This window comes from Pedobacter sp. SYSU D00535 (assembly GCF_017355855.1).
In the GTDB taxonomy this organism is placed as follows: domain Bacteria; phylum Bacteroidota; class Bacteroidia; order Sphingobacteriales; family Sphingobacteriaceae; genus Desertivirga.
Genome location: NZ_JAFEWD010000002.1, coordinates 49,213 through 68,057, shown reverse-complemented (window position 1 = coordinate 68,057; position 18,845 = coordinate 49,213). Strand labels below are relative to the sequence as shown.

Annotated in this window: 10 protein-coding genes; all 10 read right to left on the bottom strand. The window is 46.5% G+C overall.

Features of this window, described 5'->3' with window-relative positions:
* Window positions 1-29 precede the first annotated feature (29 nt).
* The gene (locus J4N23_RS04635) at window positions 30-1,754 is read right to left on the bottom strand and encodes a RagB/SusD family nutrient uptake outer membrane protein (protein WP_207425858.1); all 1,725 of its coding nucleotides are present in this window, start codon (window positions 1,752-1,754) and stop codon (window positions 30-32) included.
* A gap of 17 nt (window positions 1,755-1,771) precedes the next feature.
* On the bottom strand, window positions 1,772-5,077 hold the full coding sequence (locus J4N23_RS04630) for a TonB-dependent receptor (RefSeq protein ID WP_207425857.1): 3,306 nt from the start codon (window positions 5,075-5,077) through the stop codon (window positions 1,772-1,774).
* 657 nt (window positions 5,078-5,734) lie between these two features.
* On the bottom strand, window positions 5,735-7,396 hold the full coding sequence (locus J4N23_RS04625) for a glycosyltransferase family 39 protein (protein ID WP_207425856.1): 1,662 nt from the start codon (window positions 7,394-7,396) through the stop codon (window positions 5,735-5,737).
* A 217-nt stretch (window positions 7,397-7,613) separates the two neighbouring features.
* Window positions 7,614-8,534 (bottom strand): endonuclease/exonuclease/phosphatase family protein, encoded by a 921-nt coding sequence (locus J4N23_RS04620; RefSeq protein ID WP_207425855.1) that lies wholly within the window; start codon window positions 8,532-8,534, stop codon window positions 7,614-7,616.
* A gap of 4 nt (window positions 8,535-8,538) precedes the next feature.
* Window positions 8,539-9,438 (bottom strand): glycerophosphodiester phosphodiesterase family protein, encoded by a 900-nt coding sequence (locus J4N23_RS04615; RefSeq protein ID WP_207425854.1) that lies wholly within the window; start codon window positions 9,436-9,438, stop codon window positions 8,539-8,541.
* A 35-nt stretch (window positions 9,439-9,473) separates the two neighbouring features.
* Entirely contained in the window at window positions 9,474-10,862 is a 1,389-nt protein-coding gene (locus tag J4N23_RS04610) for a Gfo/Idh/MocA family protein (protein WP_207425853.1), read from the bottom strand.
* Window positions 10,863-10,869: 7 nt separating this feature from the next.
* Window positions 10,870-13,104 (bottom strand): alpha-N-acetylglucosaminidase, encoded by a 2,235-nt coding sequence (locus J4N23_RS04605; protein WP_242689119.1) that lies wholly within the window; start codon window positions 13,102-13,104, stop codon window positions 10,870-10,872.
* Window positions 13,105-13,932 (bottom strand): endonuclease/exonuclease/phosphatase family protein, encoded by an 828-nt coding sequence (locus tag J4N23_RS04600; RefSeq protein WP_207425852.1) that lies wholly within the window; start codon window positions 13,930-13,932, stop codon window positions 13,105-13,107.
* Entirely contained in the window at window positions 13,933-15,585 is a 1,653-nt protein-coding gene (locus tag J4N23_RS04595; protein ID WP_207425851.1) for a RagB/SusD family nutrient uptake outer membrane protein, read from the bottom strand.
* A gap of 6 nt (window positions 15,586-15,591) precedes the next feature.
* Entirely contained in the window at window positions 15,592-18,675 is a 3,084-nt protein-coding gene (locus J4N23_RS04590; protein ID WP_207425850.1) for a TonB-dependent receptor, read from the bottom strand.
* Window positions 18,676-18,845: the final 170 nt, after the last annotated feature.

Sequence of the window (18,845 nt, the reverse complement as noted above, 5' to 3'; positions counted from 1 at the left end):
TTTGGTTTATAATTTCCCTTTACCAGCAATTAGTAATTAGGATTTTGAACGAGGATTCCTTTATTAATCTCATTCTGCGGAAATGGATTAAGATACTGATTAGGTGCCCAGAAGGCCTGATAGATCACCTTATCTGTATAGTTGGTATTACCGGTGAGCTTTACAGTAGTATTATTATTGAACGCAAATCCTCTGATGGCTCCCCCTATTATACCGTTGCCGATGTTGGGTAATTTCCAGTGTTTGACATCATGCAGCCGGTAATTCTCATCGAAAAATTCAACCGCCCACTCTCTTTGTATAATTGCCCGCAGTGCTGCCGGGTTTGTTTCTGTCACCGCTGGCAGCCCCGCCCGCTGATGTATTTTATTCAGCCTCTCCAGGGCTTTTCCAGGTTCGCCAGCTTCATTGTATGCTTCTGCAGCACTTAAATAAGCAGCTGCCAGACGAAATATTGGGAATTCAAACCAGTACCTTGCACCCGCTTTGTAATAGAACTTAGTAATTCTGGCGACACCAAATCCGGGACCAGTACCTGTAGAATTATTTCTCCAGTTGACATGGCCGGGATTATTGGGAGCATCCATCTCCCAGGGCTGAAAATCGGCCTTAAACCTGGCTTCCATCTGGTTCATCTTCGCTGTATAGTCTGAAAATGGCAGAACAGCACCTGTGGCCGGCCAGATTTGATTGGTGCCGTCCGCTTTGTAATAATTCTCAAGTTGATTGGTGGTTAGTACATTACCTTGCGCTTGCCAGTACCTCGGGTTGTAGAAAGCATTCATCGGCAGCTCACTCCAATTATCTCCTCCTCCTGAATAAGTATTTACAAACTTAAAGGCAAGCAATACCTCAGGGTTTCCTGGCTTCGATGTAGCTGTCCCATAGTCATCCAGGGGATTACCAGTATTAATAATAGAAGCACCACCCCGGGCTTCTGCCTCTTCAATAACCGCATCTGCAGCTTGTGCAGCAAGCGTCCAGCGGTTTTGGTCATAATTACCCAGACTAATCAGGTTGTTGTTGGCGCCGAGATCAAGATAAGGGGCTGCAGCATTGAACAGCGGCCGGGCCGCGTACAATAATGCTTTTGACTTGATAGCAAGTGCTGCCGATTTTGTCATTCGGCCCTTCCAGGTGTCGGGCCATTGCGAGGGCAGCACGGCTGCTGCCTGGTCACACCAGGTAACAATGGAGTCAAGAACAGCTTTTAAGGGACTTCTTGGAATAGCCAATTCATCCGTAGGAAGGTAGCTCCTGCTTACAATAGGAACGCCGCCATAGATAATAAACATCTGGCCGTACCGGTATGCAATCAGGGCCTGCATCTCGGCTTTTACAATGGCTTTGTCTGCAGCCGACATATCCCGAACTTTATCAATATTTTCTTTTACAAGATAAGCCTGCCGGATGGGAGCAAAATTTCCCTCATAACCGTCCATATCTTCGTTGGTACGACTTGCGTTAAGTCCACTTAACACAATATCCTTCGCAATGGTCCAGGAATGACTATAATTCATCCCTCCCGACAGGTTCTCCTGTATCATCGCATTCCAGGTGTTCCTGTGGGGCAGTCCCTGGGAAAGTATGTTTCGATATGCGTTAGCGATAGCGCCCTGGGCTTTTGTTGAAGTGGAAAACACTGAATCAGCAACAGTAGTGCTGGAAAGAGGCATTTCGAGGAAATCATCTTTACAGGCGCACAATTGAATAACGAGGCCAAGCACAATTAATAATGAATATGTAGTTTTCATTTCTAGTGTTTTTATTGTTAGAATTGAATAGATGCTCCCAGATTGTAGGTCCTTGTAAGAGGGAACAGGTACCCCATGTTATTTTTCCCGGCGTCGGCCTGTTCCGGGTCGATACCGTCGATTAGTTTTGCTCCCCAGGTTAAAAGGTTGTTTCCATTCATGTAAACCCGTATTCCTCTAATGCTTGCACGGTCGAAAAATTTGGACCGGGGAAAAGAATAGCCGATCTCCAGGTTTTTCAACCTGGTAAAATTGTTGGACTTCAGCCAGAAGTCGCTTAGCTGTCCGTTATTGGCTTGTCCGCCGCTAAAAGAAATTGCGGGATAATAAATGGGTTCCCCGTTTGCGTACTTTTCAGGTGTCCAGCGCCCATCGTATGCGTATTGAAGAACGGCGCCCACATCCTTGGCAAAAGGTGAGCTAAGAATATAACCGAACTGAGGGAAAGAACCTCTGTCTGTGCCGATGAAAAGTGCGTTCAGGTCGAAGCCTTTATAAGAAAAACCGAGTGCCACATTATAAGCAACTTGTGGAAGATTAGAATAACCGATGGGAACAAGATCCTTGTTATCAATGATTCCGTCGCCGGTAACGTCTCTGAACTTAAGGTCGCCTAATCTGGCGTTGTTGCCGAACGCGTTGAAGGGCCTGTTATTAAGCTCTTCCTGGGTGTTATAAAATCCGTCAGTTAGCAGGCCTTTGTATTGACCGATCGCGTAGCCCGTTTGATTCATCCACTCGTAGGGAGAAGGAGCTTCGGCGCGGTATTCGATCTTATTTCTCGCTAAGGAATAATTGCCTTTAAGAAAATAAGCAACAGCTCCGATCTTGTCGTCCCAGCCCAGTTCTATCTCAAATCCTTTATTGGTCACTCTTCCCATGTTTATCGGCGGCGTTGAGCTCTGAGGAACCCCATAATTTGCGGGGATAATCCCCGAAGTAACCAGGATATTATTACGCTTTTCCTGGAAAAGTGAGGAGCTGATGGATAGTTTATTACTTATAAATTTCAGATCAGCAGAGAGGTTTACCTTCCTTGCTCTCTCCCAGGTCACATCCGGGTTTCCAAGAGCAGATTCAGCGGCACCTGAATAAGAGGGATTGGTAGTAGAACCATCGCTGGTTCCGAATCGATAACCTGCAGCGTTTGTCACCCAGGTATTGGGTAGGTATAAGTACCGCCTCCCCCCTATCTGGTCATTCCCGACTTCTCCGTAGGACCCCCGCAGCTTCACCCAGGTGATCCATTTATTGTCTTTGAAAAAGGGCTCGTTAGAAATAATCCAACCGGCAGAAACCGCAGGAAAATACCCGAACCGTTGCTCCTCAGCAAAGTTTTCTGTACCATTAATTCCCATGCTGAAATCGGCCAGATAGCGCTCCTTGAAGTTATAAGTAGCCCGCGCAGCCATTCCCATTAAGCCTGCCGGAGTATTAAAGGCCTGTCCGTTTGCTGTAAATCGCTGGGCATTTCCAAGTAGTAGTGCAGAGACGGTGTGCGATCCGAACGTTCGGCTATAATTCACAGCAGCTTCCAGATACAACTTGCGCCAGAATCCGTTACCCTGATTATCTGCAGTAGAGGTAGGATTCACCTGTCCTCCAATAAAAACAATACTGGCAGGATTAGAAGGATCTCTCATGGCAGAATACTGAGGGATGCTGTTCGTTTGGTTATATCCTTTGCCGTAATTGTTGTCGTATGCGACAGTAACATGGGACTCTAAGCCTTTGGTTAGGTATCCCATCGTATGGTTGAGCTTCAGAACGCTACTTAATAAGGTAGTGTACATGGTGCGTGTTCCGCCCGTCAGTAACTGGGCGAGCGGCGTGTACCCAGTCCCTCCTTTTGCCCCGAGGGGATTGGTGGGATCTCCCGGCAAACCTACGAACCCGGTTACAAGACGTCCCTCAACAATGCCGGGCCCAGAGAAAGGGCTATTTTCCAGAATATTCTGAATGATCCCCTGATACCTGTTGGCGAAATCACTGGCAGATCCGCTACCTGCTACCTTATTTATAGACGACTGTCCGCCCAGATTAAAACTCAATTGAAAGTTTTCGGCAATATTGATATCCAGGTTGGTGCGGAAATTATACCGCTTATAGAATGGATTAGTATCAGACCCACCATAGGACGTATTAGATAAAATCCCGTCCTGGTTGAAATACCCCAGCGAAGTGAAGTATCTGAGCCGGGGAGTTCCGCCGGAAACGTTAAGGTTATACTGGTTCTGTAAGCCAGTTCCGCCGAATTGCTCTTTATAATAATTATGGTCGGTATAGTAAAGGGCGGGGCTATTCTTTAACGCGGTCTTTTGCGCGTCAGAGAGATGCGACATGGCATCAACTTCTGCCGGCGTGTAGTCTCTGTTATTTTTAAACTTCCACAGTTCGTCTTCAGAAAACAACAACCTGTTAAAACTTGTGTTTCCTGCTGCCTGAGCATTGTATATCGCCTCGTTCCTTAACAGGGCAAAATCGTAGGAGCCTAAGGTTTCGAACATAGAGGCTGCTCTGGTAAAACCCTGGTTAGCAGAAAAACTAAACTGCGGGCGGTTGGACCTCCCGCGTTTGGTGGTCACGATAATTACCCCATTCGCTCCCCTAATTCCGTATACTGCGGTGGCAGAAGCATCTTTCAAGACACTTATATTTTCCACCTCATTTGGATCTATCGCATTCAGCATAGCGTAGGGCTGCTCTGCGGGCTGCTGCACCCCGTCAATCACAATAAGAGGGTCTTGCCCGTTTAAGGTGGCGATACCTCGTATACGAATAGTGGTAGCGTTTAATCCGGGTTCGCCACTTGCCTGCACCGCACTGATACCAGAGGTGCGTCCTACCAGCATATTGGTAATATTAGCAACAGGCGTTTGAGTTAAATCTTTACCAGAAATGACTCCCACCGCACCGGTAACGGTCGGGAGTTTTTGCTTGCCATACCCAACGTTAACCACGACCTCAGTAAGTTGGCTAGCCACCGGCTCCAATCGGACGTTTATTTCGGACTGATTATTAACTTTTACTTCCTGAGTTACAAATCCAACAAAGCTAAATACCAAAGTGGCGTCCCCGGGTGCAGTGATAGAAAAGCGGCCTGCATTGTCTGTTTGTGTAGCGGTTGTTCCTCCTTTTACCCGTATCGTTACTCCTGGCAACGGGCTGTTATCTATCGTTACCCGCCCCGTTAGTACCTTTTGCGCAAAGAGGGAAAAAGAAAAGAGTCCGAGCAGTAACGTCAGCAAAATTGTCTTGCTCACGAAAGGGGCAACACTACCCTTCATGGTGGTGTACATCCAACCATTAGTTGAGTATTTCATCGTTGAAGTGATTTTAATAGTTTGGAGATGTGTTCCAAATAAGAGTAAAGATGTATTCATCCTAATTGTATAATCGTTAGTTCAATAGTTTCGACCGGCGTTATGCGGTCAATCAATATCTGTAACTGGATCATGGATAGTGTAAAACAAGTCCGTCCGAATAAAAATCCATCAAGGCGACTCGGCTGCTCTGCTTCGGTGGTACATTAAAAAGCTTAGGTTTATAAAAGTACCGAGAGATCTAATTATAGTAATTGCCGGCAGATGGCAATGGTCTAAGATGTACTTCATGTATCGGTTGGTTTTCTTGGTTAATACTGGCTGCAATATCGAATCAATGGAATGCAATAAGCGGGGTGAAATTGATAGAATAAGGGGGGAAGATTTATATTCAGCGGCGCAAGCGGGGCTATCAGCTATAAAGAGGCTATTAAAAGCTGAGCAAGCGGCAGAAATAAAAAAAGCTGCATAAGCAGCTCTCTGTTATAATTCTTGTCTCAGTGGAAGTTTCAAAACCGCAATTCAACTTGTTGATAGATGAAATAAAAGGGCCTTTCAGCCCTCTTTAATCATTAATCAAAAGAACGAGGTACACCGCAAAAGTATAGCTACTATGTGTACTCCAGGTTAAGTTATCAATAGGAAAAAAATTAGCGCTTAATCCTCCAGATTTAATAGAACTACCCTCGCCTGCTTGGTATCCAGCATATCAGCCTGCGGACCCAAAGCACCAAATCGCTCATTCACTTTCTCCCGCAGTAAATAATTTTTGAAATACCAATTGGGCACTCCGTCGTAGTCGCCAATATCCACCCAATAATCTTTTTCATAAACCAACCATACGCGACGATAGCGCTTTAATCCGTTAATATCCTTCTGAATATTATGCAGATAATCCTGCGCGTTTCTCGAATCCCTCCTGTAATCGTTGCCGATAACAGCGTCGTACTTTAAATCGTAGGATTTTTTATAGAACAGGTAACCGTAGCGAATATTCCAGTAAACGTAAACGGCATCTCCGGGTTGAAACCGCTGATTAACATAGAGCCAACAGTCGCGCTGGTAGCTTCTTTTATAGCCCCCGAACAAATGCGTATCTGCCAACTGCGCAGCAGAAGTACCGAGGGGTCCAATAAGCAACAGACACAGCAATGCAGGTTGCACGAGCGCGTAACGTGAAAACCTGGTTGAAAGCGTCTCAAAACCCTTCGCAATTAAAATGATGATCAGAGGAGCAAGAAACAGAGTAAGCCGTTCATAAAATGGGTATTGCTTAACTGCAGACGCAAGCAAGGCCAGCAGCATCGGAAAAAGTAGTATCATAAAAACCACCCGCTTCCTTCGAAAATAAAAGACGAGGCCCGCAGCCCAGAAAATGAGTGGCACCGCCCCCATCCGCGCAATAACCCGCAGTGCCCCATTCTCGATGGTAATAAACTCCCATAACAAGCCGAGTGGATAAAACAGCATTTTGTAAGGAATCTGCACCAGAAAGGACACATCCGCAAAGGATTTTGGAGGCAAAGGGATATAACCAAGGCGAATGGTAAACCAGTCGATGAGCCAGCCGGAGTTCGTCGTTTTGTTATAGGTGAACAGGAAAAAGTTTAGTATAAAACTTATCATCCACATGGAGAAGGGAATTATTTGCAAACCGGTCTGTTTCCATTTGCGACGAAAGAGGTTATTTAAAGTAATGGCCAGTGCCATGCCGGTGAGCACAAAAATGGAGGAGTAGGAAAACCAGATCAGCAAAGCACCTGCAACTCCCCATGCTAACAGATGGGAGATTTTCTTGCGGTGCGCATACTTAACATAGAAATAAAGCACGAGAATGGTGACCAACAACTCAACACCATACTGCTTAATTTCAACAGAATGGTAAACGAAGTTAGGGGCCAGAGCCAGAATACCAACTGCAGCGGCTATACCTGCAGGAGTTAAAAATCGATCTGCAACCTTCTTAAAAAAATACAGGGAAGCAATACCTGCCAGCAAAGGAACAAGGCGCAATGCCATTTCCCCATCACCAAACAGAACAACGGCCAGCTCTACCAGCCATAAAAAGCCAATCGGTGCTTTCTGCTGATAGACCAGTGGCTCCGTAGCCAACTCCACAAAATCCATCTCCAGGAAACTCAGCGAAAGATACATCTCGTCTGTCCATAGCGAGCGGTTGTAGAAGTAATGAAAAAGCCGGAGAAAAACACCTGCTGCAATTAAGGTGTAAGTAAGTACTCTATAATTTGCGGGGCTTAAGGTAAGGCTTCCACCGCTTAGCCTGCTTTCCCTCTCGGGGGCAGGAGTAGTAATTTCCATAAGTTTTCAATAGGTAAGATGTTCAGTAGCTATCAGCTAAATTAAAGGTTTTACGGAAAAAACATATAGAAAATCAGGTAGATTTAATACGTGTTTTTGCAAAAGGTTTAGGTATGAACCGAAAGTAAGTAAAGTGCGGCACGGGTGCGTCGCAACTTACTAAACTAGCAGCCATTTTAGCTTGTTGCCAATACAGGCTGGATTAATAGCAGCTATATTAGTTCTGCTTGCTCTTAAAAAGCAGCTCTACTGCTATCGGGAAGTGATCCGAAGGATATTTACCATGGTAGGTATCCGTGAGGACTCCCCATTTTTTAACCTGAAAGTGCTGCGTAACCAAAACATGGTCAATTACCTGGGTGCTCGCAGGAGACTTACCAAAAGCATTAGTACTACCATTATTCCTATACGGATACTTTACCTGCTTGTAGCTGTCCATAAGCAAGGGGCTTTCGGCAAGAGTGGTATACCACTCACTTGTATGTCCTCCGTTAAAGTCGCCGGTTAATATTGCCGGTTCTTTGCCCACTATTTCAGCCATCTTTGCCAGTATCAGCTTCGCACTTTCTACTCTTACTATCCTTCCCTTATGATCAAAGTGAGCATTGAAAACATAAAATCTGCTGGCGCTCACCTTATCCTCCAGTTGTATCCAGGTGCAAAGACGGTTACAACAAGTAGCGTCCCATCCCTTCGAAGGCTTTTCAGGTGTTTCTGACAACCAGAAGTCTCCGCTTTTCACCAATTTGTATTTATCCTTTTTAAAATAAATCGCTGAAAATTCACCGGACTCCTTGCCATCGTCCCGTCCGACACCATATCTCTGGTATTCAGGAAGCGCTGCAGTGAGATCATCTAACTGATTCTTCAAGCCCTCCTGCGTGCCAAGGACGTCAAAATCATGAAAGCGGATGAGGTTGGCAACTACCGGCGCTCTTTGCACCCACAAGTTACCTGTATCCAGTGGGGTATCATAGCGAATATTGAAGCTTCCTACTTTGAACGACTGGGCACCAGCCAGGATGCTGTATCCCAAGATCAGCCAGGCAATCAGGCCCAGTTTGACTATCAAAAACAGTAATTGAGAAAACGTTTCGCCGTCATTTAACCGGCTTCTCAAGTAATTAAAAAAATGCATACTCCTAATATTTGTTGTCCTTAAAGAGCTTTAGCGCCAGGTCTGGATAATTCGTAATAATTCCATCTACGCCAAGTTGGACGATCCTTTTCATTTCTTCTGCCTCATCAATTGTCCACGGAATTACCAGCATATGATGCTGCCGGGCTTCTTGCATCAGCTTTTCATTTAGCAGCTTATAGTGCGGACTAAGAATATCTGGAATAAAACCGAGTTTCTCCAGATTTCTACCCAGCGGCTCCTTATTCCCAATTAGAAAAGAGGTTTTAATCCCGGGATGACTTTGATGCAGATGCTGCAAGGCCCGCACATCGAAAGACTGAATTATCACCCTGTCTTCCATCTTTTTATCGCGCACTACTTTCAACACCAATTCAGTGAAAGCTTCGGGTGCGGGATGGTAAATACCATCACCTTTGAGTGATTTGATTTCAATATTATACCTGGCTTCTTTCAGCTTATGGTTTTTGCAAAACGACTCGACCGAATCAATAAGCTCAGAGAGCAGCGGCTTGTACGAGCTCAGCTTCTGCTGCCTCGGAAATTCAGCCCAGTATTTCAAGCCGGCGTCGTACTTACGAATTGCGGAATAAGGCATCTTGTAAAGGTTATGGCGCAGCTCTTCCGCTTTTGCGATAGAATCTCCCGAGGGAGTAAGCATGGAGCGGTGCGACATGAACTGATCATGAGAGACTACCATCTGCTGGTCTTCAGAAATGACGACGTCGAGTTCAAGGGTAGTGACACCCAGCTTCAGAGCGTTGATAAAAGCGGGAATGGTATTACAGGGATACAATCCGCAGCCTCCCTGATGGGCCTGAATGTCAAGATTGCGGTTCTCCTGGGCGGGCAGCACCTTTAGAAAGCCGAGAATGGTGATGAGCAAAATTGCTAAATTTTTCATTTGACCGTTGTTTCCCTAATGGGACTCCAAGTGGTTTACATCTTGATAATTTTCACTTTTCCTGTCTTCCTGCTTTCTTCTGCCTTGAACCCCATGATATGGCTCTCGATAGACTCATCGATGGTAGAGGTGAGTATGGCGGGATTCTTTTGAGAGACGGCCTGCACAAAGTCACGCACCAACAGCCAATCTCCTCCACCGTGACCACTATTCTTGTATTCTTCAACGTCTTCTGCCTGAGGAACGAACTTCAGCTCTTTCCGGGTACGGAAGTCGGAGAGCACCAGCTCGTTCATATCGCCAACCATATCTCCCATAGAGCCCATTACGCGCGTCCGCCGACCGTGATAAGAGGTGAAGGCTTCCATAGAAAAGCTGGCGGTAACATTTCCGTCGAACAGGATATTGGTAATGTAGTGGTCGGGCTGATCATTCTCCATCCGGTACACGCAACGGCCGTAGTTAGTGGTTTTCAATCTATCCATGATTACTTCCGCGTGTTTTGACCTGTCGGGAGGAAGGTCCAGTACCGAGGTGCGGGAGCGCCGGTCATAATATTCCCGGATGGCCGAATAAGGACACTGCCGCTCTACTTTGCATCCATCCGTACATCGGGCTGTACTCCCCTCCGGTGCATTTTCAATTCTGAACCATTTCAGATCCCCCATAGCAGCTATCTTGCGGGAAGGTTTATTGATCACCCATTTGATGATATCCAGATCGTGACAGGACTTGGCCAGGATGATCGGAGTGGTCTCTGAAGACTTATGCCAGTTTCCCCTCACATAAGAATGCGCCATGTGCGTATGCTCTATGGGCTCAAAATGCTGCACACTTATTACTTCACCAATTGCTCCCTTGGCAATCAGTTCTTTCATCTTCACAAAATAGGGGGCGTACCTCAAGACATGGCAAACCGCGACAATCCTGTTATTCTTTCGAGCCAGCGACAGGATATCCCTGCATTCCTTTTCCGAAGGGGCAATTGGTTTCTCCAGCAGGATGTCGTAGCCCATTTCCAGCGCTTTCATACAAGGCCCGTAGTGCAGCCGATCGGGTGTTGAGATGATGATCGCGTCGGCAAACTTCGGCCGCTCGAACACCTTCTCCCAAGTATCAAAGCGGTTTGCTGCAGGAATACGATGCTTTTCGGCGTAGCGTTCGTTCCTGAACACATTCGGTTCTGCTACGCCGACTATTTTTAATTCCTCTGGAAACTTGCCTGCATAGTTGCCGTAAACCGTTCCCCGGTTTCCTGCTCCAAGAGTAATCGCTGTAACAGCCTTATCAAGAGGTTTATGAAGCAAATTTTCAGGAATATTAAAGCTGAAAGTATTATCAGCCAGCCTGGCAAGCACGTCAGTACTGATGATGGAGGAGCCAAAACCAATACTGAGCGTTTTTAAGAGATTTCTGCGGTTCATTTTTAATTTAATTATGATATAAGGTGCTGATAGCCGGGTAATACTTTTTGTAAAGCTCAAAAGAAGTCGCCACCGCATCCCCGGAAGGCTGATCCCGATAAACCTCTTTTCCATGTATCCAGTTCCACTCCCACTCCTTTATTCCTGCTTCAAACGCCTTCTGATCAGGTTCCTTATTAGCTTTCAGCTGCGCTTCGAGATAGGCAAAGTATTGCTCCCACCTGGGCTTGTAAAACCCTCTTAGCATCCCTGACCATTGCCTGCAGGAGTACTCATATAGCCTGCTGTTCTGGTCGCCCCAAAGGGTGATTAGGTTCCTGGCATTCTTTTCAAACAGGTCTTTTTCCGCGTCGTTGGTGCCCCAGCTTCTGGCATCGCTCAACCATTTACCCAGTAGAAAGTCCTTTCTGGTGCCCAGCAGACGGTCGGTATCCTCCATTACTTGCAGAAAACGCGCAGTATGGCGTCGAAAAGCAGCGGTATCCTTCCGGTGGTAGTCACCGGCAAACTGGTGTTGCAGCGAATCTGCATAATTGACCAGCACCTGCCGCGTCAGGTCTACCAGGTCGTACCGGAACCCCTCGCTCGACTTCAGCTTCTTGGAAGCATCAATAAGCAGCGCCCAGGCAGGTAAAAGATCTTTTGGGTCGTAATTTTTTGCCGGCCGGGTACCTCCCGTGCTTTTAGCAAGCGTAGGCCTACCGGTGATGATCGATTCCGGTCCACCTGGCAACACCCCGCCTTCATATACCGTCCGGGATAGGATTTGCCATGCTTCTTCCGCCTGACGGCTTTGCTTCCCATAGCGGCTATGGCAATAACTATTGAGCCACTTCTCTAAATCAATTGGCTCATCCGACCATACATTTTCGAGCATCAGCTCATACATCAGGGGATTTTGCTCAATGGCTTCAGGCGTAAGTCCTATCCCTGACATCCTTCCCGCTCGCGGATCTTTCTTCGTTCGGGCAGGCCCGTTGGCAACTTCTTTCATCCGTCCGTACATGCTGATGTTCCCTCCGAAATTGTGCAGCATGTTCCAGATCCAGGGCTTCCCGTAGTAGGCCTCTGTCCTGTTCCAGACGGGATGGTTTTCCGTCCATAAATCAAGTACCACCATTTTGTCATCCGGGACAGCATTAAGCAAAGCTTTGATCTGCGTAGGTTGCCAGAATTTGCGACCGTGATGAAACAGCCACCCCTGCATAAACCACACCGCTTTTGGATCGGCTGTAGCCATCGACTGGTAAACCTTCCTACTGATATTGCTGAGGAAGACCGAATCGTTGGAAGGAGGTGTATTTTCGTTAAAGGTATCTGCAGTATATAAATGGTCGGTCCCGTAAGTTTTAGTTTGTTCCTCTATAAATCGCTTTCCGATCTCTGTAAACATAGGGTCTTCCGGTGCCAGAATAGCTACTTCAGGAAAGGTAGACCAACGCGTCTTTTTCAAACTTGCATCCGGAAACCTCTCACTAAACGCAGGAGGAACGTGCCCCGTAAATGCCGGGAGAATAGGCCTCATACCCAGGGAGCGCTCCCTTGCAAGGATCTTCTTTTGCAGCTCCTCATGTCGGCGCATATGGCTCTGCGGAAGCGGTCCTCCCCAGCCATCCAGGTTGCCCATATAAAACCAGTTGAAATAAGCGGGACCACTAAAAAAGCTTTCCAGCTCCTTATCAGTAAATCCAAAAGACTTGTACACCCTACTCCATACCGAATTTTGCCCGGTTATGGCCAGCGGGGTATTAATCCCGTTCAAAGCCATATAATCTATTTCCCATTGCCAGCGATCCCAATCCCACCAGCTCATCGTGTAATTAAAGGTACAATAGTTTAAATAATACCGGTATTGATGCGGGCTTTCCTTCCGAATGGGTTTAGAGACTTCAGGTAAAGTAGCCGGCAGCTTCAAATTAGTGCCGTTCCAGGTAATACGGCAGTGCGCGTAATTCTTCAGGTAATAATTGAGCGCACTTGCTACCGAAACGCCATTATTTCCCTTCAGGATAATCTTTTTTCCGCTGCTACTTAGCTCAAACACATCTTTCCCATCGGCTGAACTGATAATCTCTACCCGGAACCTGTTTGCGTGCTTGGGCAGTATCCTTTTCACCAGATCCTCGGCCGCCTCTTTCACTGCCGCGGTGGAGGTCTGCGCCCTGGCCTGAGAAAGAAAGCAGCATAAAAGAATTGCGATAACACATACGCCCACTCCTTTTATCATCTCCTTTTTTTTCATCTAGGGAGTCAAAGTAAGTTCTGCCACTACCGGCAAATGATCAGATGCCTGTATTCCTGTCAATACCTTTGTTGACTTTGCCCTGATTTTTTCGGCAGGTCTAAAAGCTATAAAGTCGATGGTCTTGTTGGGATTGACAATGGGGATAGTCGGGTCACAGTTCTGGCAGCTGCGTGTAAACTTGCTGTCAAGCTGCTCGATAATGGAAGACCCGGGTATGGCATTAAAGTCGCCCGCTATTACAAAGGGAAGGCTATCTGCCGAGACCAAGCGATTAATTTCTTTAATCTGGAGATCGCGGTTCGTGTCGGCCCTTTGGGCGTCGAGGTGAGTACTCGCAAAGCGAATAGTAGCACCACCAGGCAGGCTAACTTTAACGGTAGCGAGTACTCTTGGCTCGCCATTAGTACCTGCAAGGGTAGGAAGTTTATGAACAGTAGGTGCCGCGATATCGTATTTGGATAATATAGCTACACCGTAGGCGCCTCCATCATAGTCTATCGCTTTTCCGAAGAAATACTTCATGCCCGTTTTCTTTCCCAGCTCTTCGGCCTGATTCAATGATCCGGACCGACCGGTGTTTACGTCAATTTCCTGTAAAGCAACCAGGTCCGGGCTTTGCTCATTGATTACTGCAGCAATTCCATCTATGTCAATTACTCCAGGCTTGTCGGGAGGATTACAGTGGTGCACGTTGTACGACATTACCCGAATACTTACCTCTTGTGCTGCTGCAGCTTTTTCAAGGCTTGCCGTATGGGATTTTTTGGAGCAGGAGACTGCCAGTAAAACAGCTCCTGCCACTAGTGTTAAAAGGCTCTTTTTCATCTACCAGTCTTTGTTCTGACCTAACTTTGGATTGCGCTGAAACTGAATGAGCGGAATTGGCCAGAGGTAATTTCTCTCCTCAAAGATTCTCCCGGTGTTTGCAATGATATATCCGTTTTCATCAGCGGGGATATTAGCTACGTCTGATGAGATCTTGGCCCATGCCTTTTTCATTCCTTTTACGTCCTGAGCAAGTAAATCCCCCTGTTTCCAACGCAGAATATCAAAGTAGCGCTGTCCTTCCAGAGCTAACTCAACCCTTCGTTCTCGTCTTATTTCTGTACGCAGATCAAGTCCATTTGCCTCGAGCTCGGTAATCACCATTCGTTTCATACCTACCCTGTCCCGCAGCTTGTTGATAGTAGCATCAATGTCCTGTTGAGTCAGCGTTCCCTGCTCTAGCTTTGCCTCCGCATAAGTCAGATAAACTTCTGCCAGCCGGATAAGATGGATGTCATTAGCATCTCTGGATACCTGAGCAACCGTAGAAGGCTCTACATATTTGGTAAAATAGTAACCGGTAACAGTTACCGATCCCCGTCTGTCCGAACGGAATTTGGGAGCCGTATAAATGTTAGGATTGGTATTGGCCGGATTACCATCTACCCTTCCGCCCCAAGTAGCTCCGGGTTGAAGGATTGTTTGTACCATCCTCGGGTCACGGTTCTTGAAGACATCCTCGTACGACGTTTCTTTATACAGCGGAGACATAGTAATTGGAAGTCCGTCAACAGCCAGATAGGCGTCTACCAAAGACTTGGTAGGGTTCCACCGGGCATTCTGATCCGGCACCTGGATTTCGCGGCTTAAATTGTGCATGCTTATATCTGCAAGATGGGTACGGGCCAAAATTGTTTCCCTGTTTGCTCCGGCAGACAATTTCCCTTTATAGGTGAATAAGTCGCGATAGGCGTTCGCTGTACCTCCCGCTTTGTAGAGCTCATACACGTTCAAAGCCATTACATCAGCTGCAGCCTTTTCTGCTACTGCCCACCGACCGTTATAAAGGGCGATACGGGCTTTCAAGGCCAAGGCAGCCCCGCGGTTAATGCGGCCCAGGTTGGCACCTGTCGGAATGGTGGGTGACAATTTTTGAGCGGCATCTTCCAGCTCTACAAGCATAAAGTCTACCACCTCTGCTTTAGAGGTACGGCTACCAAAAACTTCCGGATCGGTGGTCGTCAGCGTTTTGGTAATCAGTTGTACATCACCGAAGAAGAGGGTTAGATAGTTGTAAAGATAAGCTCTGATCACACGCACTTCTGCTGCCAGTGCTTCTTTCCTTGCGGGAACGGCTACATCGGCCTTCTCATAGTTTTCAAGAAAAGCATTACACCTTCTGATCCCGTCATACGCGCTGGTCCACTCTGCGTTAATCCCACCCAAATCACTATTAAAATTTCCAGTAGAGATCCGCTGGTAGTCGGTTACGGAAGGCCACAATGTATTGTCGCCCAGATTTTCCATGTCTACTGTATTTTTCGCTTTCAGGTAGGCATAACAGGCGTTGACAGCAAGCAAAAGCTGATCTTCCGTTTTCCAGAATGTTTCGTCAACAATTTCGTCCAAAGGCACCCTTTCCAGAAAATCTTTCTGGCAGGATTGTGATATAAGTGAGAAGGCAAGCAGCCCTAATAGTACTTTCTTTTTCATTGGAGTTTAATTTAAAGTAAGGTTAAGTCCGAAAACCACTGTTTTCACCTGCGGGTAGAATCCTCCTGTACTTACCGGCGACTCGGGATCATAGCCGTAAAAAAAGTTGGTGCTGGTAAACAGGTTATCTGCAGAAGCGTACAGTCTGAAGCGATTGATGCGGTATTTTTGGGTGAAAGCAGCAGGGAGCGTATAGCCTATCTGCACATTTTTTAGTCGCAGGTAGGAAGCATCCTCCAGCCAGTAGGTAGAAAGACGCTGGTTATGGCTCTGTTGGTAAGTAAATCTTGGATAGGAAGCATCGGTGTTATCGGGGGTCCAGCGATCGAGGTGAACCTTCTGGGGCAGACTTCCCTCATTAATATAAGCATGCCTGGCGGCACCTCCAATGTATCCGCTTGCTTTGCCGACACCCTGCAGGAAAATGCTCAAATCGATACCCTTCCATGCGGCATCAGCACGAAAACCGAAAGTGTACCTTGGAATAGCATCACCGATTACCTTCCTGTCGTCTGCAAGCGTTAGCTTTCCGTCATTGTTCAAATCTTTGTAGATCAGATCGCCCGGTTGCACCGGATCTCCACTGATAAAAGGGAATTTAGGAGTATAAGTATTGGTCGTAGGATTGAAATCAAAGTCTGAAACTTGGGCAATTCGATCAGCCACCAAGCCATAAAAAGAATCAATGGCTTCTCCAACAAAGCGTACTCGATCTCCGAAAGTTGGCGGCACTCCACCAAGACTAACTACCTTATTATTAACATCTGAAAGATTGAAATTAAAGCCGTACCGGAATCCTTTTATGTTATCCTGCCATCCTGTTTGCAGTTCCCATCCGCGGTTTTCTACCTTCCCCGCATTCTGCGAAGGTTCCGTTGCTCCCAAAACATCCGGGTAGTCAACCCTTAACAAAATATCGTTTGTCTTATGTATGAAATAATCAGCAGTAACGGACAGCCGGTTTCTCAGGAAGGCCAGATCCAAGCCGATATTTTGCTTTTCTACCGACTCCCAGGTGAGAATAGGATTAGGTAACGTTGTTTGCGCGTAGGCGGATGTAAGTACATTTCCGATCGGCATGGTGGTAACAGGAATGATCGTTGCGATCGAAGGGAAATCACTGCCTACCCTGTCGTTTCCAAGAGTTCCATAGGAAGCACGAATCTTTGCAAGTCCAACAACAGGACGGATTTTTTCAAAAAACCGTTCCTCGGATAGGGTCCATCCAAGAGATGCCGATCCAAATAAGTTCCAGCGCACGTCTTTCGCGAAACGAGAAGATCCATCATAGCGAAAGTTCAGCTCAGCCAGATACCGATCCTTGTACCCATAATTAAACCTACCAAACAAAGATTGCAGGGCATTTTGGCTGGCACTTCCGTTATTCAACTGATTCTGAGTTCCGATGTTTAATGAAGGCACATCCTGCGTGGGTAAAACCTCTCTTGTAGCTCCAAAGTCTGCTCCAAGATCCTCTTCCCGTGATGCCCCTGTCATCGCCTTAAAATAATGCCGGCCACCGATGGTCCGCTCATACTCCGCATAACCGATGAATGTCTGGTAAGTCCCCCGGTAATCCCTCTCATCGATCTTATTTTTTGCATTCGTTTGATAGATCAATGAACCATCTACGGGACTGTAGTAATTGATCGTTTTGGAAAAGATCGTCCTTGCCGAATTATATCGGACCACTCCGTACTGCCCTCTGATGTTCAGGCCTTTTGCCAGAGTGAGCGTGGCTGCCAGATTTCCTGTGATCTCCTGAGAGCCGAAAGCATTAGTGCCTCCGTCTGTAGTTACTGCTACCGGATTTCTCTGCCCTCCAATATATCCCCAGCCGCCAGTAGTAAAGCGTACAGGAACTAAGGGTAATATTTGGTGAGCGGCATAAATAGGACCTGCTCCTGATCCGAGTCCTTCGGAGGATCCGGAATATTTCCTATCAATATATCCGATATTTGCATCTATCTTAAGCCGATCTACTAAAGTCGTGTTAAGCCGAAGTCGGAGGTTGTGCCTTCCGGCCGAAAAGTTATCGCCGGTAATTAAACCACCTTCTTTCAGGTAGCCATAGGACGCGTAATAAGTAACATCTTTTGCGCCGCCGGTTATGTTAAAATTGTGATTTTGCTGCCCCGCATTTTTCCGATAGATTTCATCTATCCAGTTAGTATTAGCAAAACTGTTAGGATCTGAACCGGTGCGTGCCTTTTCAATTTCTGCGTCTGTATAAGTTGGCGTCCGCCCCACATTCCTTTGTGACTCATTCAAAAGAGTCATATAATCTACTGAACCTAACATCTCAGGCAACGCGGTAGGTGTTTGCCAGCCAAAATAATTGGTATAGCTGATAGCCGGTGCTCTCCCCTCTTTTCCAGTTTTTGTTGTCACCAAAATAACCCCGTTTGCTCCTCTTACTCCGTAGATGGACGATGAAGCAGCGTCTTTTAACACAGAAATACTTTCAATATCATCAGGATTAAGAATACTTAAACTCCCGCCGGGAATACCATCTATCACAACCAGAGGCTCAGAGTTCCCGAGAGTTCCAATACCGCGGATACGAATAGTTCCTGAATTTTGACCGGGTAAGGCAGTTGAATTAGTAACGGTTACTCCTGGCATCAGACCCTGAATAGCGTTATTTACAGAGGTGGCAGGCCTTCCTGCCAGGTCTCCTGAATTAATCACCGCTACTGAACCTGTCAGGTTTGCTTTTTTCTGGGTACCGTACCCCACTACTACCACCTCCTGCAAATTAGCTGAAACAAAAGACAGAGAGACGGTCACATGCTGCTGATCAGTAACTTCAAGCGACTGATCCTCAAAACCAATCATTTTTACTACTAATAGATCAGCGGGCATCACCTCTATAGAAAATCGCCCATTGGCATCGCTTGACACTGATTTACCTGACCTGGTAGCGGTTACCGTTACACCCGGGAGTGTTTCGCCGGTTTTTGCATCATTTACCACCCCAGTCAGCACCCTCAATGATTGTGCATGAGCCAGTTGAGGCAAATTCAAAATTGACAGCAAGAGCATAAACAGGAGGCTGCTACTTGGGCTGGCGGTTTTAAGGATTTTCATGTTTTTTCGATTGATTAATTTTCCAATTACCGGGACCTAAGGTAGAGGGGCTGTTTAAAGCCGAAATTAGATCAAGAAAAAATTTTGGTTAAGGATCGCTGTTCGCTGAATTTTTAATTTAACAATAGTAAGTTCATTAAAATTTTTATAGAAGTAATTATTTAACGGTA

Excerpts from the sequence above, each read along its gene's own strand:
- J4N23_RS04635 (WP_207425858.1), bottom strand. The coding sequence starts at position 1,754 with ATGAAAACTACATATTCATTATTAATTGTGCTTGGCCTCGTTATTCAA.
- J4N23_RS04630 (WP_207425857.1), bottom strand. The coding sequence starts at position 5,077 with ATGAAATACTCAACTAATGGTTGGATGTACACCACCATGAAGGGTAGT.
- J4N23_RS04625 (WP_207425856.1), bottom strand. The coding sequence starts at position 7,396 with ATGGAAATTACTACTCCTGCCCCCGAGAGGGAAAGCAGGCTAAGCGGT.
- J4N23_RS04620 (WP_207425855.1), bottom strand. The coding sequence starts at position 8,534 with ATGCATTTTTTTAATTACTTGAGAAGCCGGTTAAATGACGGCGAAACG.
- J4N23_RS04615 (WP_207425854.1), bottom strand. The coding sequence starts at position 9,438 with ATGAAAAATTTAGCAATTTTGCTCATCACCATTCTCGGCTTTCTAAAG.
- J4N23_RS04610 (WP_207425853.1), bottom strand. The coding sequence starts at position 10,862 with ATGAACCGCAGAAATCTCTTAAAAACGCTCAGTATTGGTTTTGGCTCC.
- J4N23_RS04605 (WP_242689119.1), bottom strand. The coding sequence starts at position 13,104 with ATGAAAAAAAAGGAGATGATAAAAGGAGTGGGCGTATGTGTTATCGCA.
- J4N23_RS04600 (WP_207425852.1), bottom strand. The coding sequence starts at position 13,932 with ATGAAAAAGAGCCTTTTAACACTAGTGGCAGGAGCTGTTTTACTGGCA.
- J4N23_RS04595 (WP_207425851.1), bottom strand. The coding sequence starts at position 15,585 with ATGAAAAAGAAAGTACTATTAGGGCTGCTTGCCTTCTCACTTATATCA.
- J4N23_RS04590 (WP_207425850.1), bottom strand. The coding sequence starts at position 18,675 with ATGAAAATCCTTAAAACCGCCAGCCCAAGTAGCAGCCTCCTGTTTATG.